This is a genomic window from Niveibacterium umoris, assembly GCF_014197015.1.
Classification (GTDB): Bacteria; Pseudomonadota; Gammaproteobacteria; order Burkholderiales; family Rhodocyclaceae; genus Niveibacterium; species Niveibacterium umoris.
This window is the reverse complement of the sequence record NZ_JACIET010000001.1, coordinates 1,583,148-1,599,033: the sequence shown is the minus strand read 5'-3', so window position 1 is coordinate 1,599,033 and position 15,886 is coordinate 1,583,148. Positions and strand designations below refer to the sequence as shown.

Sequence of the window (15,886 nt, the reverse complement as noted above, 5' to 3'; positions counted from 1 at the left end):
AAAAGCCAAATCCGACAGAACCAGAATGTCCAGAATCCAGAACGTATTCGCCCGTTTGGGTGCCGAGAATCGCACCGCCCTGATCCCCTATATTGCGGCAGGTGATCCGTCTCCTGCGGCTACGCTGCCCTTGATGCATGCGCTGGTGGCGGGTGGTGCAGACATCATCGAACTTGGCGTGCCGTTTTCGGACCCGATGGCCGATGGCCCGACCATTCAGCGTGCCGCAGAACGTGCGCTCAAGCATGGCGTATCGCTGCGGGATGTCATCCAACTCGTGCGGGATTTCCGGACGCGCGATACCGCCACACCTGTCGTACTGATGGGGTATGCAAATCCGATCGAGGCGTTCGGCCTTGCAGACTTCGCGAAAGAAGCGGCTCACGCCGGGGTCGATGGCGTTCTGGTCGTCGACTATCCTCCCGAGGAGGCTGTCGACTTCGCGCGAACGATCAAGGCGGCCGGGCTGGACCCGATCTTCCTTCTCGCACCGACATCCACCGACACGCGGATCGCGGGTGTGGCGGCAATCGGCAGCGGCTACGCCTACTACGTGTCGCTCAAAGGTGTGACGGGGGCGGGCCACCTGAATATCGGGGACGTTGTTGCGCGTATTCCGGAACTCAAGAAAGGGTTGGGAATGCCCGTCGGCGTCGGTTTCGGTATTCGCGATGCGGCTTCTGCGCGCGCAATCGGTGCGGTCGCGGATGCGGTGGTGATTGGTAGTCGCGTGATCGAAGAAATTGAAAATGCGCCGGAAGGGCAGGCGCCTGCTCGTGTTCAGGCCTTCCTTTCGGAAATCCGTCTGGCCCTGGATGAACCCGTCGTGGAGGCTGCCCGATGAGCTGGCTGAACAAACTGCTACCGCCGAAGATCAAGCGTGATGCGCCTAGCCGCAAGTCGATCCCTGAAGGGCTGTGGAGCAAGTGCGAAGTTTGCGAGGCAGTGCTCTACCGCTCCGATCTGGAAGGCAATCAACACGTTTGCCCAAAGTGTGGTCATCACAAGCGCTTGCGTGCCCGTGCCCGACTTGATCTGTTGCTGGATGCGGATGCGCGGTTTGAGATCGGGGCCGAGGTTGTCCCGGTCGACCCGCTGAAGTTCAAGGACAGCAAGCGTTACCCTGATCGTCTCGCGGCAGCCAATGACGAGACCGGCGAGGGCGACGCGCTGGTGGTGATGCAGGGTGCGATCAAGTCTGTGCCTTGCGTGGTCGCTGCTTTCGAGTTCGACTTCATGGGGGGATCCATGGGGTCTGTGGTCGGCGAACGCTTCGTTCGTGGTGTGGGTGCCGCAGTCGAACAGGGGCTTCCTTTCATCTGCTTCACCGCTTCGGGTGGCGCGCGGATGCAGGAGGGCTTGTTTTCCCTGATGCAAATGGCGAAGACCACCGCATCGCTCACGCGCCTGTCGGAGCGTCGACTGCCTTTCATTACTGTTCTCACCGACCCGACAATGGGCGGGGTCTCTGCCAGCTTCGCCTTCGTCGGTGATGTTGTGATCGGCGAGCCTGGCGCGCTGATTGGTTTTGCTGGACCGCGCGTGATCGAACAGACGGTACGCGAGAAGTTGCCTGAAGGTTTCCAGCGCTCGGAATTCCTGCTCGAAAAAGGCGCGATCGACATGATCGTCGACCGGCGCGAGCTGCGCGACCAACTCGCGGCGCTCCTGTCCCTGCTGACGCGCCAGAGCGCGCCGAACTGATCCGCAAAGCAAGCTGTTTTCGATGCAGTTGAAAACTCTGCAGGACTGGCTCGACTACGTCGAACGCCAGCATGTGCGCTCGATCGATCTTGGACTAGAACGTGTCCGGCAGGTCTTCGACGCGCTCGGCCTCAAGAAAAGCAAGCCGGTCCTGACCGTGGGCGGCACGAATGGCAAGGGTTCTACCTGCGCCATGCTCGAATCCATTCTGCTCGCTGCTGGCTATCGGGTTGGTTTGTACACCTCGCCGCATCTCGTTCGTTACACCGAACGCGTGCGGATCAACGGCGCGGAGATTGATCCTCCGTCGCTGTGTGAAGCTTTTGCCGAGGTTGAGCGTGTTCGTGCCGGAATCCCGCTTACGTATTTCGAGTTCGGCACATTGGCGGCCTGGCAGGCATTTTGCGCAGCCGATCTCGATGTCGTCATTCTTGAGGTCGGGCTTGGTGGTCGTCTTGATGCGGTGAATGTCATCGATACTGATTGTGCAATCGTCACCGGTATCGCGATCGACCACACCGAGTTTCTTGGTAATACCCGCGAACAGATTGGCTTCGAGAAGGCGGGAATCTTCCGCTCAGGCACGCCAGCGATCTGTTCGGATCCACAGGCACCCGCTTCGCTGATCGCGCATGCCGATTCGGTTGGAGCGGACTTGCGGCTGCTTGGCCGCGACTTTGCGTACTCAGGCGACAAGCAGCAGTGGAATTTCCGCGGGCGGACAACCCGGCGCAGTGCACTGGCGTATCCGGCCCTGCGTGGGGCAAACCAGTTGCTGAACGCGTCAGCGGCGCTTGCGGCTCTGGAGGCATTGGCGGACAGGCTGCCAGTATCCATGCAGGCCGTGCGCGAGGGATTGCTGAAGGTCGAATTACCCGGCCGCTTCCAGGTGCTACCGGGGCGCCCGGCAGTGATTCTCGATGTTGCACACAATCCGCAGTCGGTCGGGGTGTTGGCAGAGAACCTGTCGAACATCGGTTACGCGCCAGAAACTTATGGCGTTCTGGGGATGCTCGCTGACAAGGATGTCGCCGGAGCAATTGCCTTGATCGACCGTCGCATCGATCACTGGTTTGCCTGCTCACTGCCGGGGCCGAGGGGACATTCGGGCGATGCGCTCGCGCAACGGCTCCGCGATGCGGGCGTGCAAGGCGATATCGAGGTCTGTGGGTCGCCTGCAGACGGACTGGAGCGGGCACAGGAACGAGCGCAGGTGGATGATAGAATTGTCGTTTTCGGTTCCTTCCTTACTGTGTCCGACGTCATGCAGACGCTGGACCGTCACTGAGATGTGCGATCGGCTATGGCCGAAAACGATACTCAACTCGATCTGAAGAAACGTGCGCGTCGCCGACTGGTTGGCGCGGCGGCGCTGGCCTTGTTTGCCGCGATCGTGTTGCCCCTGGTGATGGAGCACGAGCCCAAGCAGACCGGGCAGGACATCCAGATACGCATCCCGAGCCAAGAGGGGGCGAATTTTGCCTCACGCGTGATTCAGGGCGCAGCTCCGACGCCACCCAAGCCTTCGGTGCCGGTCGAGGACGAGAAGCCGTCTGGCGTCGTGGCCCTTCCTTCTCCGAGTGAAGGGGTGACCAGTTCGGCGCCGGCCCCGAAGGCGCCCGAGCCCGCGGCAAAATCGGAGGAGGCGGGCGCCCGCAAGGGTGTTGAAGCTTCCACGGAAAAGGCGGAGAAGGCGGCCTCAAAAGGCGCTGCGACGGTTGATGCCGGAAAGGCTCGGCATGACGAGGAGGAGCGCGCTGCGGCGATCCTCAGTGGTCACAAGACCGCTGCGGTGGAGTCGTCGGGGGGCTTCGTAGTACAGCTCGGTGCTTTCAAGGATGCTGCGAACATCGCGAGTGTGAAGTCCAAGGTCAAGGACCTCGGCTACAGTGCCTATACCGAACCGCTGGCCGACAAGACCCGTGTTCGTGCTGGGCCATTCCAGACGCGTGAAGCGGCTGAAGCCGCCGCAGGCAAACTGCGCAAGGCAGGCCTTTCGGCTGTGGTTGCTGCGCGTTGATAAATGACGGGGTTCGATTACGTCGTCGTTTCGATATTGTTGATCTCGCTTGCCATTGGGGCGTGGCGGGGATTGGTGAGCGAAGTGCTCGCGCTGCTCGCGTGGGTGATTGCGTTTCTGGTTGCAAAACACTTTTCGGGGCTCGTTGAGCCCCTCTTCAGTAGCGTCAGCAGCGAGCCGTTAATTCGCCAAGCGGGGTCCTTCGCGCTGCTTTTCATCGCGAGCCTGCTTGTCCTTGGCTTGCTGCGTTTGCTTCTGCGGGAAGCGCTGCATGCGGTCGGCCTGGGGCTTGCAGATCGCATGCTGGGGGCGCTCTTTGGCCTGGTTCGCGGGCTACTGATGGTATTTCTGCTGGTGCTGCTCGGGGGATTGACAGAATTCCCGAAGCAGCCATGGTGGTACAGCGCGATGTTTGCGCCGCCGCTTGAAACGGCCGTCCTCACGACGATGCCGTGGATGCCGGAGCAACTCGCAAAACGAATCAAATTCAGATAGGTGAGCGACGATGTGCGGAATTCTGGGTGTAGTAGCCACTACGCCGGTCAACCAGCTTCTGTATGACGGGCTCCAGGTGTTGCAGCACCGCGGGCAGGACGCAGCCGGAATCGCGACCGCGCAGGCGGGGCGTTTCCACATGCACAAGGGGTCCGGTCTTGTCCGGGATGTCTTCCGGACGCGCAACATGCGCAACTTGACCGGAAACTGGGGGATTGGCCACTGTCGCTATCCGACAGCTGGTTCGGCCTATAACCCTGCCGAGGCGCAGCCCTTCTACGTGAACTCGCCGTTCGGCTTGATGCTCGCGCACAACGGCAATCTCACGAACTCCGATGAGCTTAAACGTGAGATGTTCCTTGCCGATCTCAGGCACATCAACACCAATTCGGACTCAGAGGTACTGCTGAACGTACTGGCGCACGAATTGCAGGAGCATGCCAAAGGGCCGCGCCTCGAGTCCGAACAGATCTTCAAGGCGGTCGCCGGCGTCATGCGCCGCGTGAAAGGCGCCTACGCCGCAGTGGTGATGATCGCAGGCTACGGTTTGCTGGCGTTTCGTGACCCACACGGCATCCGGCCGCTCGTGATCGGCAGCAATGAGGCGCTAGGCGGTACCGAGTACCTGGTCGCTTCGGAAAGCGTGGCGATCGATGTGCTTGGCTTCAAGCTGTTGAGGGATATCGCTCCAGGTGAGGCGGTACTGATTGACACGACCGGGAAGCTCGAAAGCCGTCAGTGCGCCTCGGGGTTCCCGCACGCCCCTTGCATGTTCGAGTTCGTCTATCTGGCACGCCCTGACTCTCTGATCGACGGCATCTCTGTCTACGACAGCCGGGTCAAGATGGGCGAGTTCCTGGCAGAGCGCATTCGCCAGAAACACGGCGATCTGCGCATCGACGTTGTGATTCCGATTCCTGATTCGGCGCGCACGGCAGCGATGGAGCTGGCAAGTCGCCTGTCGGTGCCGTATCGCGAGGGCTTCGTCAAGAACCGATATATCGGTCGAACCTTCATCATGCCCGGGCAAGCTATCCGGCGTAAGTCGGTACGCCAGAAGCTGAACGCGATCCATCAGGAGTTTGCCGGTAAGAACGTTTTGCTTGTCGATGACTCGATCGTGCGTGGCACAACCAGCCGGGAAATCATCAACATGGCACGTGAGGCGGGCGCGACCAAGGTGTTCATGGCCTCGGCGGCGCCACCGGTGCGATTCGCGAACGTTTACGGCATCGACATGCCGAGCCGCAACGAGCTGATCGCTGCATTCCGATCGGAAGATGAAATCGGCGGCGAGATCGGGGCAGATGCCCTTATCTATCAGTCGCTTGATGATTTGAAGACTGCAGTCCGCTCACTCAATCCAGCGATCAATGTGTTTGAGGCTTCATGCTTCGACGGCAGCTATATCACCGGAGACATTACCGCCGCCTACCTCAACGAGATCGAAGATGCGCGTAATGTGGTTGCGCCAGCTTCGAACGCCGGCGGCGGCGACAGTGATGACGAGAGTGATGAGGAGGGCGGTGGTCAAATGGATCTGAATCTGGTTTCCCAGGAAGATCGCTGACGCTACCTGCGTTGCGCCGTCGCTTGAACGGCGAAGAATGAAGACGCCGCACCGGTTTCGGGGCGGCGTCTTTATTTGTGGGGCTCTGCTTGCGGCGGAAGCGCGTTGATAAGGCTCTTGCGGGTGATTGGCTTGGTCAGTAGCGCATCGAATCGGCAACGTGCCGTGACCTCTGCGAACTGTTCGGGCGATTCTGCTGTGTAAGCGACGATCCAGGTACTGCCGTTGAGAGGGTGGTCCCGCAGGCGTCGACACACTTCGTCGCCTTGCAGGTCAGGGAGCAGGATGTCGAGCAAGATGCAGTCGAATCGCTCGCGCTGAACGGCTTCGAGGGCGCTGTAGCCATTCTCTGCTTCGGCCGTGGCCCAGCCGAGTTGTCCCAGGATCAACGCTGGCAGGCGCCGATTGGGCTCGCTGTCGTCAATGATCAGCGCTTTCTGCATCAACACCGACCGAAGGCGAGCCCGCTTGTATCAGACCATTCCAGCCATTCAGCGTGCTCTCGCCAGTCGTGCAGCACCCAACGCGTGCACTCACGTCCGTCGACCAAATGGGTGTGGCGGGCGGGGCGATGTGTGTGTCCGTGAATGAGCGTTGCATACCCGTTTGCGCGGAAGCTTTCTGCGACCGCTTCCGGGTTCACATCCATGATCTCGGCCGATTTTTCTTGTTTGGCCTGTTCGCTCTGCATCCGCACATCCGCGGCAATTGCCAGCCGCTCGGCCAGTGGTTTGGCGAGAAACGCCGAACGCCAATCCGGGTTGCGCACCATGGTCCGGAAACGCTGGTATGCCACATCGTCGGTGCAAAGGGCGTCGCCGTGCATCAAGGTGCATGGCTCAGTGCCAAGCGTAATCGCGTATGGCTCGTCGATGAGGGTCGCGCTGGCGCGCTGCGCGAAGGCCTTGTCGATCAGGAAGTCCCTGTTTCCGTGCAGCAGATAGATGCGAGTGCCGCTGGCCGCCAGGGCTGCCAGGCCGTTCGCGACGGCCTGTGCAGCAGGCTCGGCCAGGGCGTCATCACCCGGCCAGGCATCGAAGAGGTCGCCCAGCACATAGAGCGCATCGATGCCGCGAGCGGGCCCGTTCAGGTAGCGGGCGAACGCGGCACCGATTTCCGGCCGTTTGGGCGTGAGGTGCAGATCGGAGATGAAGTGAATCATTCGAGCGGCGGCGTGGGTGTCAGACGACTTCGGCACGCTCGATCAGGATGTCTTCGTTCGGCACGTCCTGGAAGAAGCCGCGGCGACCGGTCTTGACCGCGCGGATCTTGTCGACCACATCCATGCCGTCGACAACTTTGCCGAATACACAGTAACCCCAGCCCTGCAGATCGGCAGAGCGGTAGTTCAGGAATTCGTTGTCGGCGACATTGATGAAGAACTGTGCCGATGCCGAATGGGGCGCCTGTGTGCGGGCCATCGCAACGGTGCCGCGTGCGTTCTTCAGGCCGTTGTTGGCTTCGTTTTCGATCGGATCACGCGTCGGTTTTTGCTGCATGTCTGCAGTCATGCCACCGCCCTGCACCATGAAGCCATCGATCACGCGATGGAAGATCGTGCCGTCGTAGTGACCTGCCTGAACGTAGTCGATGAAGTTTTGTACGGTCTTCGGGGCCTTCTCGGCATCGAGTTCCAGCGTGATGACGCCGAGCGAGGTGTGCAGTTTGATCATGTCGGATTTCCTGTTGGGCCGGCCAGATTGCCGGGTTACTGCTTGGCTGCTGCGGGTGCGACGCGGCGAGCCGACTTTAGGGTGATGGGTTTGAGTGGCACGTCACGCTGCCCCGCGACGACACCGGTCTCCGCCGCCTCCATCTTCCTTACGGTGTCCATACCCTCGATGACTTTGCCGAACACGGCGTAGCCCCAGCCATCGAAGGACGGATAGTCGAGCGAGCTGTTGTGCTTGAGGTTGATGTAGAACTGGGAGGTGGCTGAATTGGGGTCCTGAGTGCGCGCCATCGCCAAAGTCGCCGTCTCATTCTTGAGGCCGTTCTTTGCCTCGTTCTCGATGGGCGCATTGGTCGGTTTTTCGCGCATGTCGGCAGTTACGCCGCCGCCTTGTACGACGAAACCGCGGATGATCCGGTGAAAGATGGTGTTGTCGTAATGCCCGGCGTCTACATAGCGCAGAAAGTTCGCGACTGATTTGGGTGCTTTCGCCGGATAGAGCTCGACCGTGAAACCGCCCATGTCGGTTTCGATCCGTACTTTCGGGTTACCTTCTTGAGCGGATACTGGCCCTGCGGCAAAAAACAATACGGCACTTACGAAAACAGCCTTGATGAGCGTCTTCACGCTTGTCCCTCGTAAACGATTTTCCATTTGCCCGACTCTTTGATCCAGTACTGCCGCTTCGTGTCCTGCTGTTTGAGGTTATTGCTGCGGTAGTCCTGGTCAAAGGTCACCACAACGAGGTCTTCCGGCCCGGGGCTTCTGAACATGCTGACGTTCTTCAGCCGTACCTGGACCCACGTCTTTTCCTTGGCGACCAGGCGTTTGCGGGCGCTCCACTGGTTGCGCGTCGCGCCGTCTGCCGTGAACTTTTCCGAATAGTGTTGCAGGTAACGATCGGTATCGCCGCTCTCCCAGTCGCGCCGCCATGCGTCGATCTGCTTTTGCAGCGCCGCCCGTTCCTGATGCCAGTCGTCAAGACTCAGCCATTCAATTTCGTTGCTGATGATTACCGGCGTCAGACCCAATTGCAGTCGCGAGGCCACGGCCTGCAGGTCAGCATTGGCAAGCACCACGCATCCATCCGAAGCGCGCGGCGGGCGCGATAGCGTGTCGCTCGGCACACCGTGCAGCCAGATGCCGTGACCGGCTCGCCCCTGCAACTTGTCGTATTCGTTGGGGTAGTTGATCGGAAACGCGCCAGAGCCGTAGAAATCAGTCAAACGCTTCTTGGGGACCTCGGATACCACGTGATAGACGCCGAGCGGGGTGCGGCGGTCACCTTCGCGTGCCTTGCGGGCGCCTTCTTTACCGTGGGTGATGTAGTAGTCGGCAACGAAACGGGGGCGACCTCCATCGTTGGCATACACATACAGACGGGACTTCTCCGTATCTACCACGATGGCGTACTTCTGGTCGGGCCGCATCTGCAGCAGATAGCGCGGCACGTGGTTCGACGGTGGCCGATCACGATAGGCCTTCAGGCGGGCGATCGCCTCGTCACGCAAGTCGGCGACACGCTCCGGCGGGGCTGACGGGGCGTTGCCAAACCCGGAAATCGGGCGGCTGCGTGCCAGCAGCAGGTCGCCCCTTATGAGGTGCGCCAGGCGAAAGTTCGGATAGACGCGGAGCAGGGACTCGGTGCGTTCCAGGGCGCTATCGAGCTTGCGGTGTTCGATGTCATCGAAGATCTTGGATAGCGAGGCTTCAGGCCCGCTATCCGAGATCGGACCCTTCATCGGTTGCGCAAAAGCAAGCGGGATACACCACGTGCCTACGATCAGCGCAAGTTGCGCGGCGCGGCGTGCGAACCCGTACATCAACCGCCGACCCGTTCCTGCTGGATCTGCCAGCGGCCGTCATGACGCACCATGACGAGCGTCTTGGTCGTGGCCGTTTTCAGATTTGCCGAGTCGTAGGACTGGCGGAAGCGCACCGTCGCCTCGTCGTTCGCGATCTTGACCACGATGTTGTCGGCGCTGACGCTGATCGGCCCGGGTTTGGTCAAGCGCGCCTCGCGTTCGCTTTCCCAAGTCTTGCGGGGAACGCCGCCGGGCGTCTTGAAATCGCGGGCGTAGTGGCCGAGGTAAGCCTTGACGTCCTTGCGCGACCAGGCGCTGGCCCAGCTTTGTACCGACTTGCGTACATCGGCTTCCGCCTTGTCGTCCGATTTCGGTTTCTTGTCGGCGCTTGGCGCTTCGGCCTTCGCGATCGGAGCCGGTTTGGCCGGCGGTGCCGCCTTCGCGGGTTCGGGCTTGGCTTCCGGCGGGGCCTTGGCGGGCTCGGTCTTGGGAGTGGGCGCAGGCGGGGTCGCCTTTGCAACCGGAGCAGGCTCAGCCTGTTTTACCTGTGGCGCCGGTTGCGGAGCGGCCGGCGTTGCCGAGGCAATCTGCACCGGCTTTGTTGCCGGCACTGTCCGCGCATTGCGGGTGGCGCCACCCATCAGATCGCGGATCAAGGCAAGCTTCGTCTGCGCCTGCGTGTTGGCGGAATCCAGTTGCAAGGCTTTGTCGTAAGCCTGACTCGCGAGTTTGGCGTAAACATCGCCGAGGTTTTCGTGTGCCGTCGCGTAGGCGGGATGGGTGCGGATCGCCAGTTCGAGCGCAGCCTTGGCTTTTTCGTACTGGCGTTGCGACGCGTAGATGACCGCCAGGTTGTTGTAGGGCTCGGGCAGTTCGGGGAAGTCTTCGGAAAGCTTCTGATAGACGACCGCCGCATCGTTCAGCCGGTTCATCTCGGTCAGGATGATGCCCTTCGTGAATCGTGCCTGGGGATCCTTGGGCTTTACGGCCAGGATCTGGTCCACCTTTTCCAGCGCGGCCGGCAATTGCCCTTGCTTCATGAGTGCCTGTACTTCCGGAAGCGTCGGCTCCGCCAATGCGGGAACCGCGAAGAACGTCAGTGCGGCGACGGCAAGTGCGGTCAGATTGGGGCGGAAAGGGCGAAAAGTCATTGTGCTAACATCCTGCGAGCAAGGCGCGACGCGCCTGTTCTAGCCCACCATTCTATCAACAAGCCCCGCAACGCGGGGGCCGCGGCGACCGCCTCTTAGGGCGGCCTTCCAACGGACACGACTGATGCTCACGATCTACAACTCTCTTACTCGCCAGAAGCAGCCCTTTACCCCGATCGAACCCGGCAAGGTGCGCATGTACGTCTGCGGCATGACCGTGTACGACCTTTGTCACCTGGGGCACGCGCGCTGTTTTCTGGGGTTCGATGTCGTGCAGCGCTGGTTGCGGGCGTCCGGGTATGAATTGACGTACGTGCGCAACATCACCGACATCGACGACAAGATCATCCGCCGTGCCCAGGAAAATGGCGAACCGATTGCCGCGCTGACCGAGCGCATGGTCGCTGAAATGAACGCGGACTTCGGCGCGCTCGGCATCGCGCGTCCCGATCTTGAGCCGCGCGCGACCGAGTACGTGCCGCAGATGCTCGAGATCATCGAAACGCTGGAATCGAACGGGCTGGCCTACCAGGCGGACGATGGCGACGTGAACTTTGCCGTGCGCAAGTTCCCGGGCTACGGAAAGCTCTCGGGCAAGTCGCTGGATGATTTGCGCGCCGGCGAGCGCGTTGCGGTGGATTCGTCCAAGCGTGATCCGCTGGATTTCGTGCTGTGGAAAGCAGCGAAGGAAACCGAGCCGGCCGATACGAAATGGTCGTCGCGCTGGGGCAAGGGGCGCCCGGGTTGGCATATCGAGTGCTCGGCAATGAGCAGCGCGATCCTTGGCAAGACGCTGGACATTCATGGTGGCGGTCCAGATCTGCCGTTCCCGCACCACGAGAACGAAATCGCGCAGAGCGAAGGCGCGCACAATTGCACGCTGGCCAACGTCTGGATGCACGCCGGCGCGCTGCGGGTGGACAACGAGAAGATGTCCAAGTCCCTCGGCAACTTCTTCACGATTCGCGAGGCGCTCAAGCATTACGACGGCGAAGTGATTCGTTTCCTCGTGGTGCGCTCGCACTACCGCAGCCAGATCAACTACTCGCCGGATCTCCTGGCAGATGCGAAGCAGGCACTGACGCGCCTTTACACCGCGCTGCGCGACGTGCCGGCAGCGGATGTCACGATCGACTGGAATGATGCTCATGCGGCGCGCTTCAAGGCGGCGATGGATGACGACTTCAACACCTCCGAAGCCGTGGCAGTGCTGTTCGAACTGGCGGGTGAGGCGCAGCGCGGGCGCGACCCCAAGGTTGCGGGCTTGCTCAAGGCGTTGGCCGGCGTGTTGGGGCTTCTACAGCGCGATCCAGTCGCCTTCCTGCAGGGCGCGACCTCGTCGGATGGCCTGAGCGCCGCGGCCATTGAGCAATTGATTGCCGATCGTGCTGCCGCGAAGAAGGCGAAGAACTTCGCAGAATCTGACCGGATTCGCGACGAACTCAAGGCCGCCGGCGTGGTGCTGGAAGATTCCGCACAGGGCACTACTTGGCGCCGCGCCTAGTTCGGTTGCGGGAATAAAAAAGGGCGGCTCCGGGCCGCCCCTTTTTTGTTGCCTGCAGGCTTAGCGCCGCTGGATCACCACGCTACCAATCGAGTAGCCGGCACCGAACGAGCAGATCACGCCCAGATCACCTTCCGTCAGATCCTCGTGATTCAGGTGGAACGCAATGATCGAGCCGGCCGATGCCGTGTTTGCATACTGGTCGAGAATTACCGGCGCCTCATCGAACGTGGCGTCACGCTCGAGCAGGCGGCGCGCGATCAACTGGTTCATCGAGAGGTTTGCCTGATGCAACCAGAAGCGGCGCACGCCAGCGGGGGTGCGGCCCAGTGCAGCAAGGTGGGTGCCGATGTGTTCTGCTGCCATCGGGCAGACTTCCTTGAACACCTTGCGCCCCTCCTGGCGGAAGAGCTTGTCGCGCGCGTCGGCCGGCGTGTCTTCGCAGCGGTTCAGGAAGCCCGCGTTGTTGCGGATATTGTTCGAGAAGCTGGTCGCCAGCTTGGTGCCGAGAATTGCCCAGCCGCCATCGCCCATGTCGGCGCGCTCGACGAGAATTGCGGTCGCCACGTCGCCGAAGATGAAGTGGCAGTCACGATCACGCCATTCCAGATGTGCTGAGCAGATTTCCGGATTTACAACCAGCACCGAGCGAGCGCTGCCGCTCCGCACCGCATTGGCGGCCTGTTCGATGCCGAAGGTGGCGGAGGAGCAGGCCACGTTCATGTCGAACGCAAAACCCTTGATGCCCAGCGCGTGCTGGATCTCGACCGCCATCGCAGGGTAGGGACGCTGCATGTTCGAGGCGGCGCAGATCACCGCGTCGACATCCGCCACATCACGTCCCGCCCGGGCCAAGGCTTCGCGAGCGGCCGCGACACCGATTTCGGCTTCAAGCGACAGCGCGTCATCCGGGCGCGGTGCAAATCGCGGATACATGCGCGCCGGGTCGAGCACGCCGGCCTTGTCGAGCACATACCGTTGCTTGATGCCCGACGCCTTTTCGATGAACTCAGCGCTGGATTCGACCAGCGCCGCGATCTCGCCGGCAGCGATCCTGGCCGCGTGTTCAGCGTTGTAGCGGGCAACGTAGGTATTGAATGCAGCAACGAGTTCTTCGTTGCTGATGGTTTGCGACGGCGTGAAGAGCCCGGTCGCGCGGATGACGACGTCGGTCATGAAGCTACCTTTACCGATAAGTTGCGGGAAGGTAGCACATTCGCTGGCGTATGGGCCGCCCCTCCGGTCAAGGAACCCGGGACACGCTTGACGGGCGCAAGCCGGAAGTGCCGCCGCCGGCCGGGGCAGCCGGCGGGGGAGCAACCCACCCGGCGGCTGGCCACCCGATGCTCAGCTGACTCGTGTCACGGCCACCACGTCGCGCGCCACGGTAAAGCTGGTGCTGGACGCGACCGCCGTTGTCGGCGCGGTGGTGCCGACCAGCGGATTGAGCTGGCGGAACACGCAGCTCATGCCGTCGGGCTTGAGTGTGACCAGCGAGTACCCCTGCGCGTCGCTGACCATGTGCTTGATCCACGGATTGCTGTTGAGGCTGGCGAGCTGCGTCGCCAGGCCGAGCAGGTTGCCGGAGAACGCCGGCGTGGACTTGAGCGTTGCGAGTGCCTCATTGGTCTTCGCATCGAGATCGGCCTCGGTGACGCCCTTCGCGCCGAGCGCACGGCGAATCGGCAAGCGTGCCTGTTCGGCAAGCTGGTCGAGCGTCGGCGCACTGCGTTGCAAGGTGTAGTCGAACACGTTGAAGTTGATGTCGATCGTGCCTACGCCACTTACGGCCACAGAGAGCGGCGAGAACACCAGCGTCGACAGCAACGAGCCGGTGGTCGCGTCGGTGAAGTACTTGAACCAAGAGTCGGAGCTCATTCCGGCGGTGACGAAATCGACCATCACCGGCGTGCCAGCGCCAGTCGCGTCAAAGTCGTCGCTGACCGTGCCGGCATGGAAGGAATGCAGGTCGCCGGTAAGGCCGACCACATTGCGGATGCTGTTGGTTTTCAGGTGCGCCATCAGGTGCTTGCGCTCGGCGTTGTAGCCGTCCCACTGGTCGCAGTTGAGCAGGAATCGGGTGAAGTAGGGGGCGAGTGCGCCTGCCAGGCCACCGACAAAGCTCGAAGCCGCGCCCTTGGCGATGATGTCCGGCTTCATGTAGCCGAACGCGATCACCTGTGCGCCAGCGGTTGCCTGTGCACTCGCCCCGCTTGCCGCGGCAGAGGCGCGGTATGCGGTGACGGCGAGATTGGCCTGAGTGGTCGTGAGACCGGCGGACGTTGCGGCGGCAACGGGATCACCCGATGCGCCGATCGCCGCTGCAATTGCCGCCGCCGCCGTCGTAGCGACCGTCTTGTCCGCGCCGGCGGTCGTCGCTGCGACCAGAGCGGAGGCTTGGGCGACGTCACCGCCGAGCGTGCCTGCCGCGGTGGTGATGTTGGTGGTGAGCGTGCCGACCGACAACAGCGACAGCAGCGTCGCCACCGCGGCCGTTCCATCCAGCCCCATGCGCAACAGGGATACTTCGTTGCACCACAGCTTCCAGGTGGCGGGCGATGCGCTCATGGTCTTTTTCCACCAATCGCGCTGGGTGGTGCCGAGCATTGAGACCGGTGCCAGCGAGTCGCTACCGGCGGCCACCTTGCTCATCTTGCTGGCTTCGGCGGCAGCGATCATGTCGGCCGGGACGAAGTAGCGGGCGCCCACCGATCCGAGCGGGGTGCCACCGGTGCCCGGGGTTGCTTCGGGGATGACGTGATCGGCGCGGTACAGACGCTCGTCGGTAACCACGAAGTGCGCCAGCTTGCCAAAGGGCAGGTCGCGATAGATGCGCACATTCGAGAAAGACGTAGTGGTTTCGTCGTACGCCACGTCGGCTGGCATGAACTCGAACCACGCGCGGTTGGCGCTGCGGCGGCGGTCGGTCTGGTGGGTGTTGTCGCCAGTACCGGTGCCGGCATCGTAGGTGCCGTTGTCGTAGGTCTCGGCGTCCTGCCAGCAGTCGTCCGAGAACTCGTGGTCGTCCCACGTGGCGATGAAGGGCATGCGCTCATGCAGGGCCTGCAGACGGCGGTCGGTACGGTACTTCTTGTAGAGATAGCGGTAGTCGGCCAGCGTTGTAGCGTACTTCGCGCCGCTGGTGCCGGACTTGAAGGCGCCGTCCGGCAGTACGAGCGCATCATGGCGGGTTTCGACGGCGCCACTCTGGAAGGCTTCGCCTACCGTTTCATAGATGTAATCGCCGAGGTGAACGACGAAGTCGATGTTCTCGTTCGCGAGGGATTCGAAGCCAGCCCAGTGATTGACGGTCCAGTCCTGACAAGTGATGAAGGCGAAGCGCAGCTCGGCTACGTCGGCACCGGCTGCTGGCGCAGTGCGGAAACGGCCGACGCGAGAACGGATATCGCCGGCGACGAACTGGTAGAAATATTCGGTGTTCGCCTTGAGTCCGCTCACCTTGTTGCGGAGGGTGTGGTCATAGCGTGCATAGACAGCGATGTTGCTATCGACTGCAAGGGCGCCGGTGAGTGCGATGGTGGTGCCGATCAGCGCAGCGTTGTCGGCCGCAGTAACGATCAGCCGGATCGAGAAATCGCCAGCGCCCGGAGCGCTCGCAACGGCGTCAGCGCTTGCAGGTATGACGCGCGTCCACAGCAGGATGCCGTCAGCGCGCGGGTCACCGGAGGCGACGCTCTGCGGGAACTGCCAGTTCGAGCCGGTTGCGGGCTGGGGCGCAGGGGTCGCAGGGCTGTCTTCGTTACTGCCGCAGGCCGCAAGCCCGCCCAAAGCCACTGAAGCCGTCCAGAAACCGCTGTTCCGCAGAAAACTACGTCGATCCATCGCCACGCCCCCGATTCACTTGTACGCGGCCGACCATCGGCGCGCGCCAAAATACGCAAGCGTATGGTGGTGAGGTTACCTGCAAATGACTTGTCGGAAGGCGACAGGCAACTTGTGCACAC

Annotated in this window: 15 protein-coding genes; 7 read left to right on the top strand and 8 right to left on the bottom strand. The window is 61.9% G+C overall.

Features of this window, described 5'->3' with window-relative positions; all coding sequences use genetic code 11:
- Nucleotides 1-25: 25 nt before the first annotated feature.
- The 6 genes from trpA to purF all read left to right on the top strand — a co-directional run bounded on the left by trpA (nt 26) and on the right by purF (nt 5,789).
- Complete coding sequence (gene trpA, locus GGR36_RS07220; protein WP_183634931.1) at nt 26-844, top strand: tryptophan synthase subunit alpha; 819 nt, start codon at nt 26-28, stop codon at nt 842-844.
- Entirely contained in the window at nt 841-1,704 is an 864-nt protein-coding gene (gene accD, locus GGR36_RS07215) for an acetyl-CoA carboxylase, carboxyltransferase subunit beta (RefSeq protein ID WP_183633558.1), read from the top strand. Before trpA ends, accD begins: the two co-directional genes overlap by 4 nt.
- 22 nt (nt 1,705-1,726) lie before the next feature.
- Nucleotides 1,727-2,992, top strand: a complete 1,266-nt coding sequence (gene folC, locus GGR36_RS07210) for a bifunctional tetrahydrofolate synthase/dihydrofolate synthase (protein ID WP_183633556.1) — start codon at nt 1,727-1,729, stop codon at nt 2,990-2,992.
- 90 nt (nt 2,993-3,082) lie between these two features.
- Complete coding sequence (locus GGR36_RS07205) at nt 3,083-3,724, top strand: SPOR domain-containing protein (protein ID WP_183633554.1); 642 nt, start codon at nt 3,083-3,085, stop codon at nt 3,722-3,724.
- Between the two features lie 3 nt (nt 3,725-3,727).
- Nucleotides 3,728-4,219 carry a CvpA family protein gene (locus GGR36_RS07200; RefSeq protein ID WP_183633552.1) on the top strand — a complete coding sequence of 164 codons (492 nt, stop codon included), beginning with the start codon at nt 3,728-3,730 and terminating at the stop codon, nt 4,217-4,219.
- 10 nt (nt 4,220-4,229) lie between these two features.
- Nucleotides 4,230-5,789: an amidophosphoribosyltransferase gene (gene purF / locus GGR36_RS07195; protein WP_183633550.1), complete on the top strand. Its 1,560-nt coding sequence runs from the start codon at nt 4,230-4,232 to the stop codon at nt 5,787-5,789.
- A gap of 71 nt (nt 5,790-5,860) precedes the next feature.
- Here purF and GGR36_RS07190 read toward each other — a convergent pair whose 3' ends face one another.
- The 6 genes from GGR36_RS07190 to GGR36_RS07165 form a co-directional block, all read right to left on the bottom strand.
- Nucleotides 5,861-6,232 carry a response regulator gene (locus tag GGR36_RS07190; RefSeq protein WP_183633548.1) on the bottom strand — a complete coding sequence of 124 codons (372 nt, stop codon included), beginning with the start codon at nt 6,230-6,232 and terminating at the stop codon, nt 5,861-5,863.
- Nucleotides 6,232-6,951, bottom strand: a complete 720-nt coding sequence (locus GGR36_RS07185) for a UDP-2,3-diacylglucosamine diphosphatase (protein WP_183633546.1) — start codon at nt 6,949-6,951, stop codon at nt 6,232-6,234. Before GGR36_RS07185 ends, GGR36_RS07190 begins: the two co-directional genes overlap by 1 nt.
- 19 nt (nt 6,952-6,970) lie before the next feature.
- Entirely contained in the window at nt 6,971-7,462 is a 492-nt protein-coding gene (locus tag GGR36_RS07180; protein WP_183633544.1) for a peptidylprolyl isomerase, read from the bottom strand.
- Between the two features lie 35 nt (nt 7,463-7,497).
- Nucleotides 7,498-8,088 carry a peptidylprolyl isomerase gene (locus tag GGR36_RS07175; protein WP_338086637.1) on the bottom strand — a complete coding sequence of 197 codons (591 nt, stop codon included), beginning with the start codon at nt 8,086-8,088 and terminating at the stop codon, nt 7,498-7,500.
- Nucleotides 8,085-9,203: a L,D-transpeptidase family protein gene (locus GGR36_RS07170; protein WP_242533075.1), complete on the bottom strand. Its 1,119-nt coding sequence runs from the start codon at nt 9,201-9,203 to the stop codon at nt 8,085-8,087. The genes GGR36_RS07175 and GGR36_RS07170 overlap by 4 nt, the downstream gene beginning before the upstream one ends.
- A gap of 80 nt (nt 9,204-9,283) precedes the next feature.
- The gene (locus GGR36_RS07165) at nt 9,284-10,417 is read right to left on the bottom strand and encodes a nuclear transport factor 2 family protein (RefSeq protein WP_183633538.1); all 1,134 of its coding nucleotides are present in this window, start codon (nt 10,415-10,417) and stop codon (nt 9,284-9,286) included.
- A gap of 124 nt (nt 10,418-10,541) precedes the next feature.
- On the opposite strand from GGR36_RS07165, the gene cysS reads away from it, so the two are divergent.
- Nucleotides 10,542-11,921 (top strand): cysteine--tRNA ligase, encoded by a 1,380-nt coding sequence (gene cysS, locus GGR36_RS07160; RefSeq protein WP_183633537.1) that lies wholly within the window; start codon nt 10,542-10,544, stop codon nt 11,919-11,921.
- Between the two features lie 60 nt (nt 11,922-11,981).
- On the opposite strand, the gene GGR36_RS07155 is transcribed toward cysS, so the two are convergent.
- Nucleotides 11,982-13,097, bottom strand: a complete 1,116-nt coding sequence (locus tag GGR36_RS07155) for a beta-ketoacyl-ACP synthase III (protein WP_183633535.1) — start codon at nt 13,095-13,097, stop codon at nt 11,982-11,984.
- A gap of 171 nt (nt 13,098-13,268) precedes the next feature.
- A complete protein-coding gene (locus tag GGR36_RS07150; protein ID WP_183633533.1) occupies nt 13,269-15,764 on the bottom strand; it encodes an alkaline phosphatase D family protein in 2,496 nt (831 codons plus the stop codon).
- Nucleotides 15,765-15,886 lie beyond the last annotated feature (122 nt).

Excerpts from the sequence above, each read along its gene's own strand:
- GGR36_RS07165 (WP_183633538.1), bottom strand. The coding sequence starts at position 10,417 with ATGACTTTTCGCCCTTTCCGCCCCAATCTGACCGCACTTGCCGTCGCC.
- purF (WP_183633550.1), top strand. The coding sequence starts at position 4,230 with ATGTGCGGAATTCTGGGTGTAGTAGCCACTACGCCGGTCAACCAGCTT.
- accD (WP_183633558.1), top strand. The coding sequence starts at position 841 with ATGAGCTGGCTGAACAAACTGCTACCGCCGAAGATCAAGCGTGATGCG.
- GGR36_RS07155 (WP_183633535.1), bottom strand. The coding sequence starts at position 13,097 with ATGACCGACGTCGTCATCCGCGCGACCGGGCTCTTCACGCCGTCGCAA.
- GGR36_RS07180 (WP_183633544.1), bottom strand. The coding sequence starts at position 7,462 with ATGATCAAACTGCACACCTCGCTCGGCGTCATCACGCTGGAACTCGAT.
- folC (WP_183633556.1), top strand. The coding sequence starts at position 1,727 with ATGCAGTTGAAAACTCTGCAGGACTGGCTCGACTACGTCGAACGCCAG.
- GGR36_RS07185 (WP_183633546.1), bottom strand. The coding sequence starts at position 6,951 with ATGATTCACTTCATCTCCGATCTGCACCTCACGCCCAAACGGCCGGAA.
- GGR36_RS07190 (WP_183633548.1), bottom strand. The coding sequence starts at position 6,232 with ATGCAGAAAGCGCTGATCATTGACGACAGCGAGCCCAATCGGCGCCTG.
- cysS (WP_183633537.1), top strand. The coding sequence starts at position 10,542 with ATGCTCACGATCTACAACTCTCTTACTCGCCAGAAGCAGCCCTTTACC.
- GGR36_RS07150 (WP_183633533.1), bottom strand. The coding sequence starts at position 15,764 with ATGGATCGACGTAGTTTTCTGCGGAACAGCGGTTTCTGGACGGCTTCA.
- GGR36_RS07200 (WP_183633552.1), top strand. The coding sequence starts at position 3,728 with ATGACGGGGTTCGATTACGTCGTCGTTTCGATATTGTTGATCTCGCTT.
- GGR36_RS07170 (WP_242533075.1), bottom strand. The coding sequence starts at position 9,203 with ATGAAGGGTCCGATCTCGGATAGCGGGCCTGAAGCCTCGCTATCCAAG.
- trpA (WP_183634931.1), top strand. The coding sequence starts at position 26 with ATGTCCAGAATCCAGAACGTATTCGCCCGTTTGGGTGCCGAGAATCGC.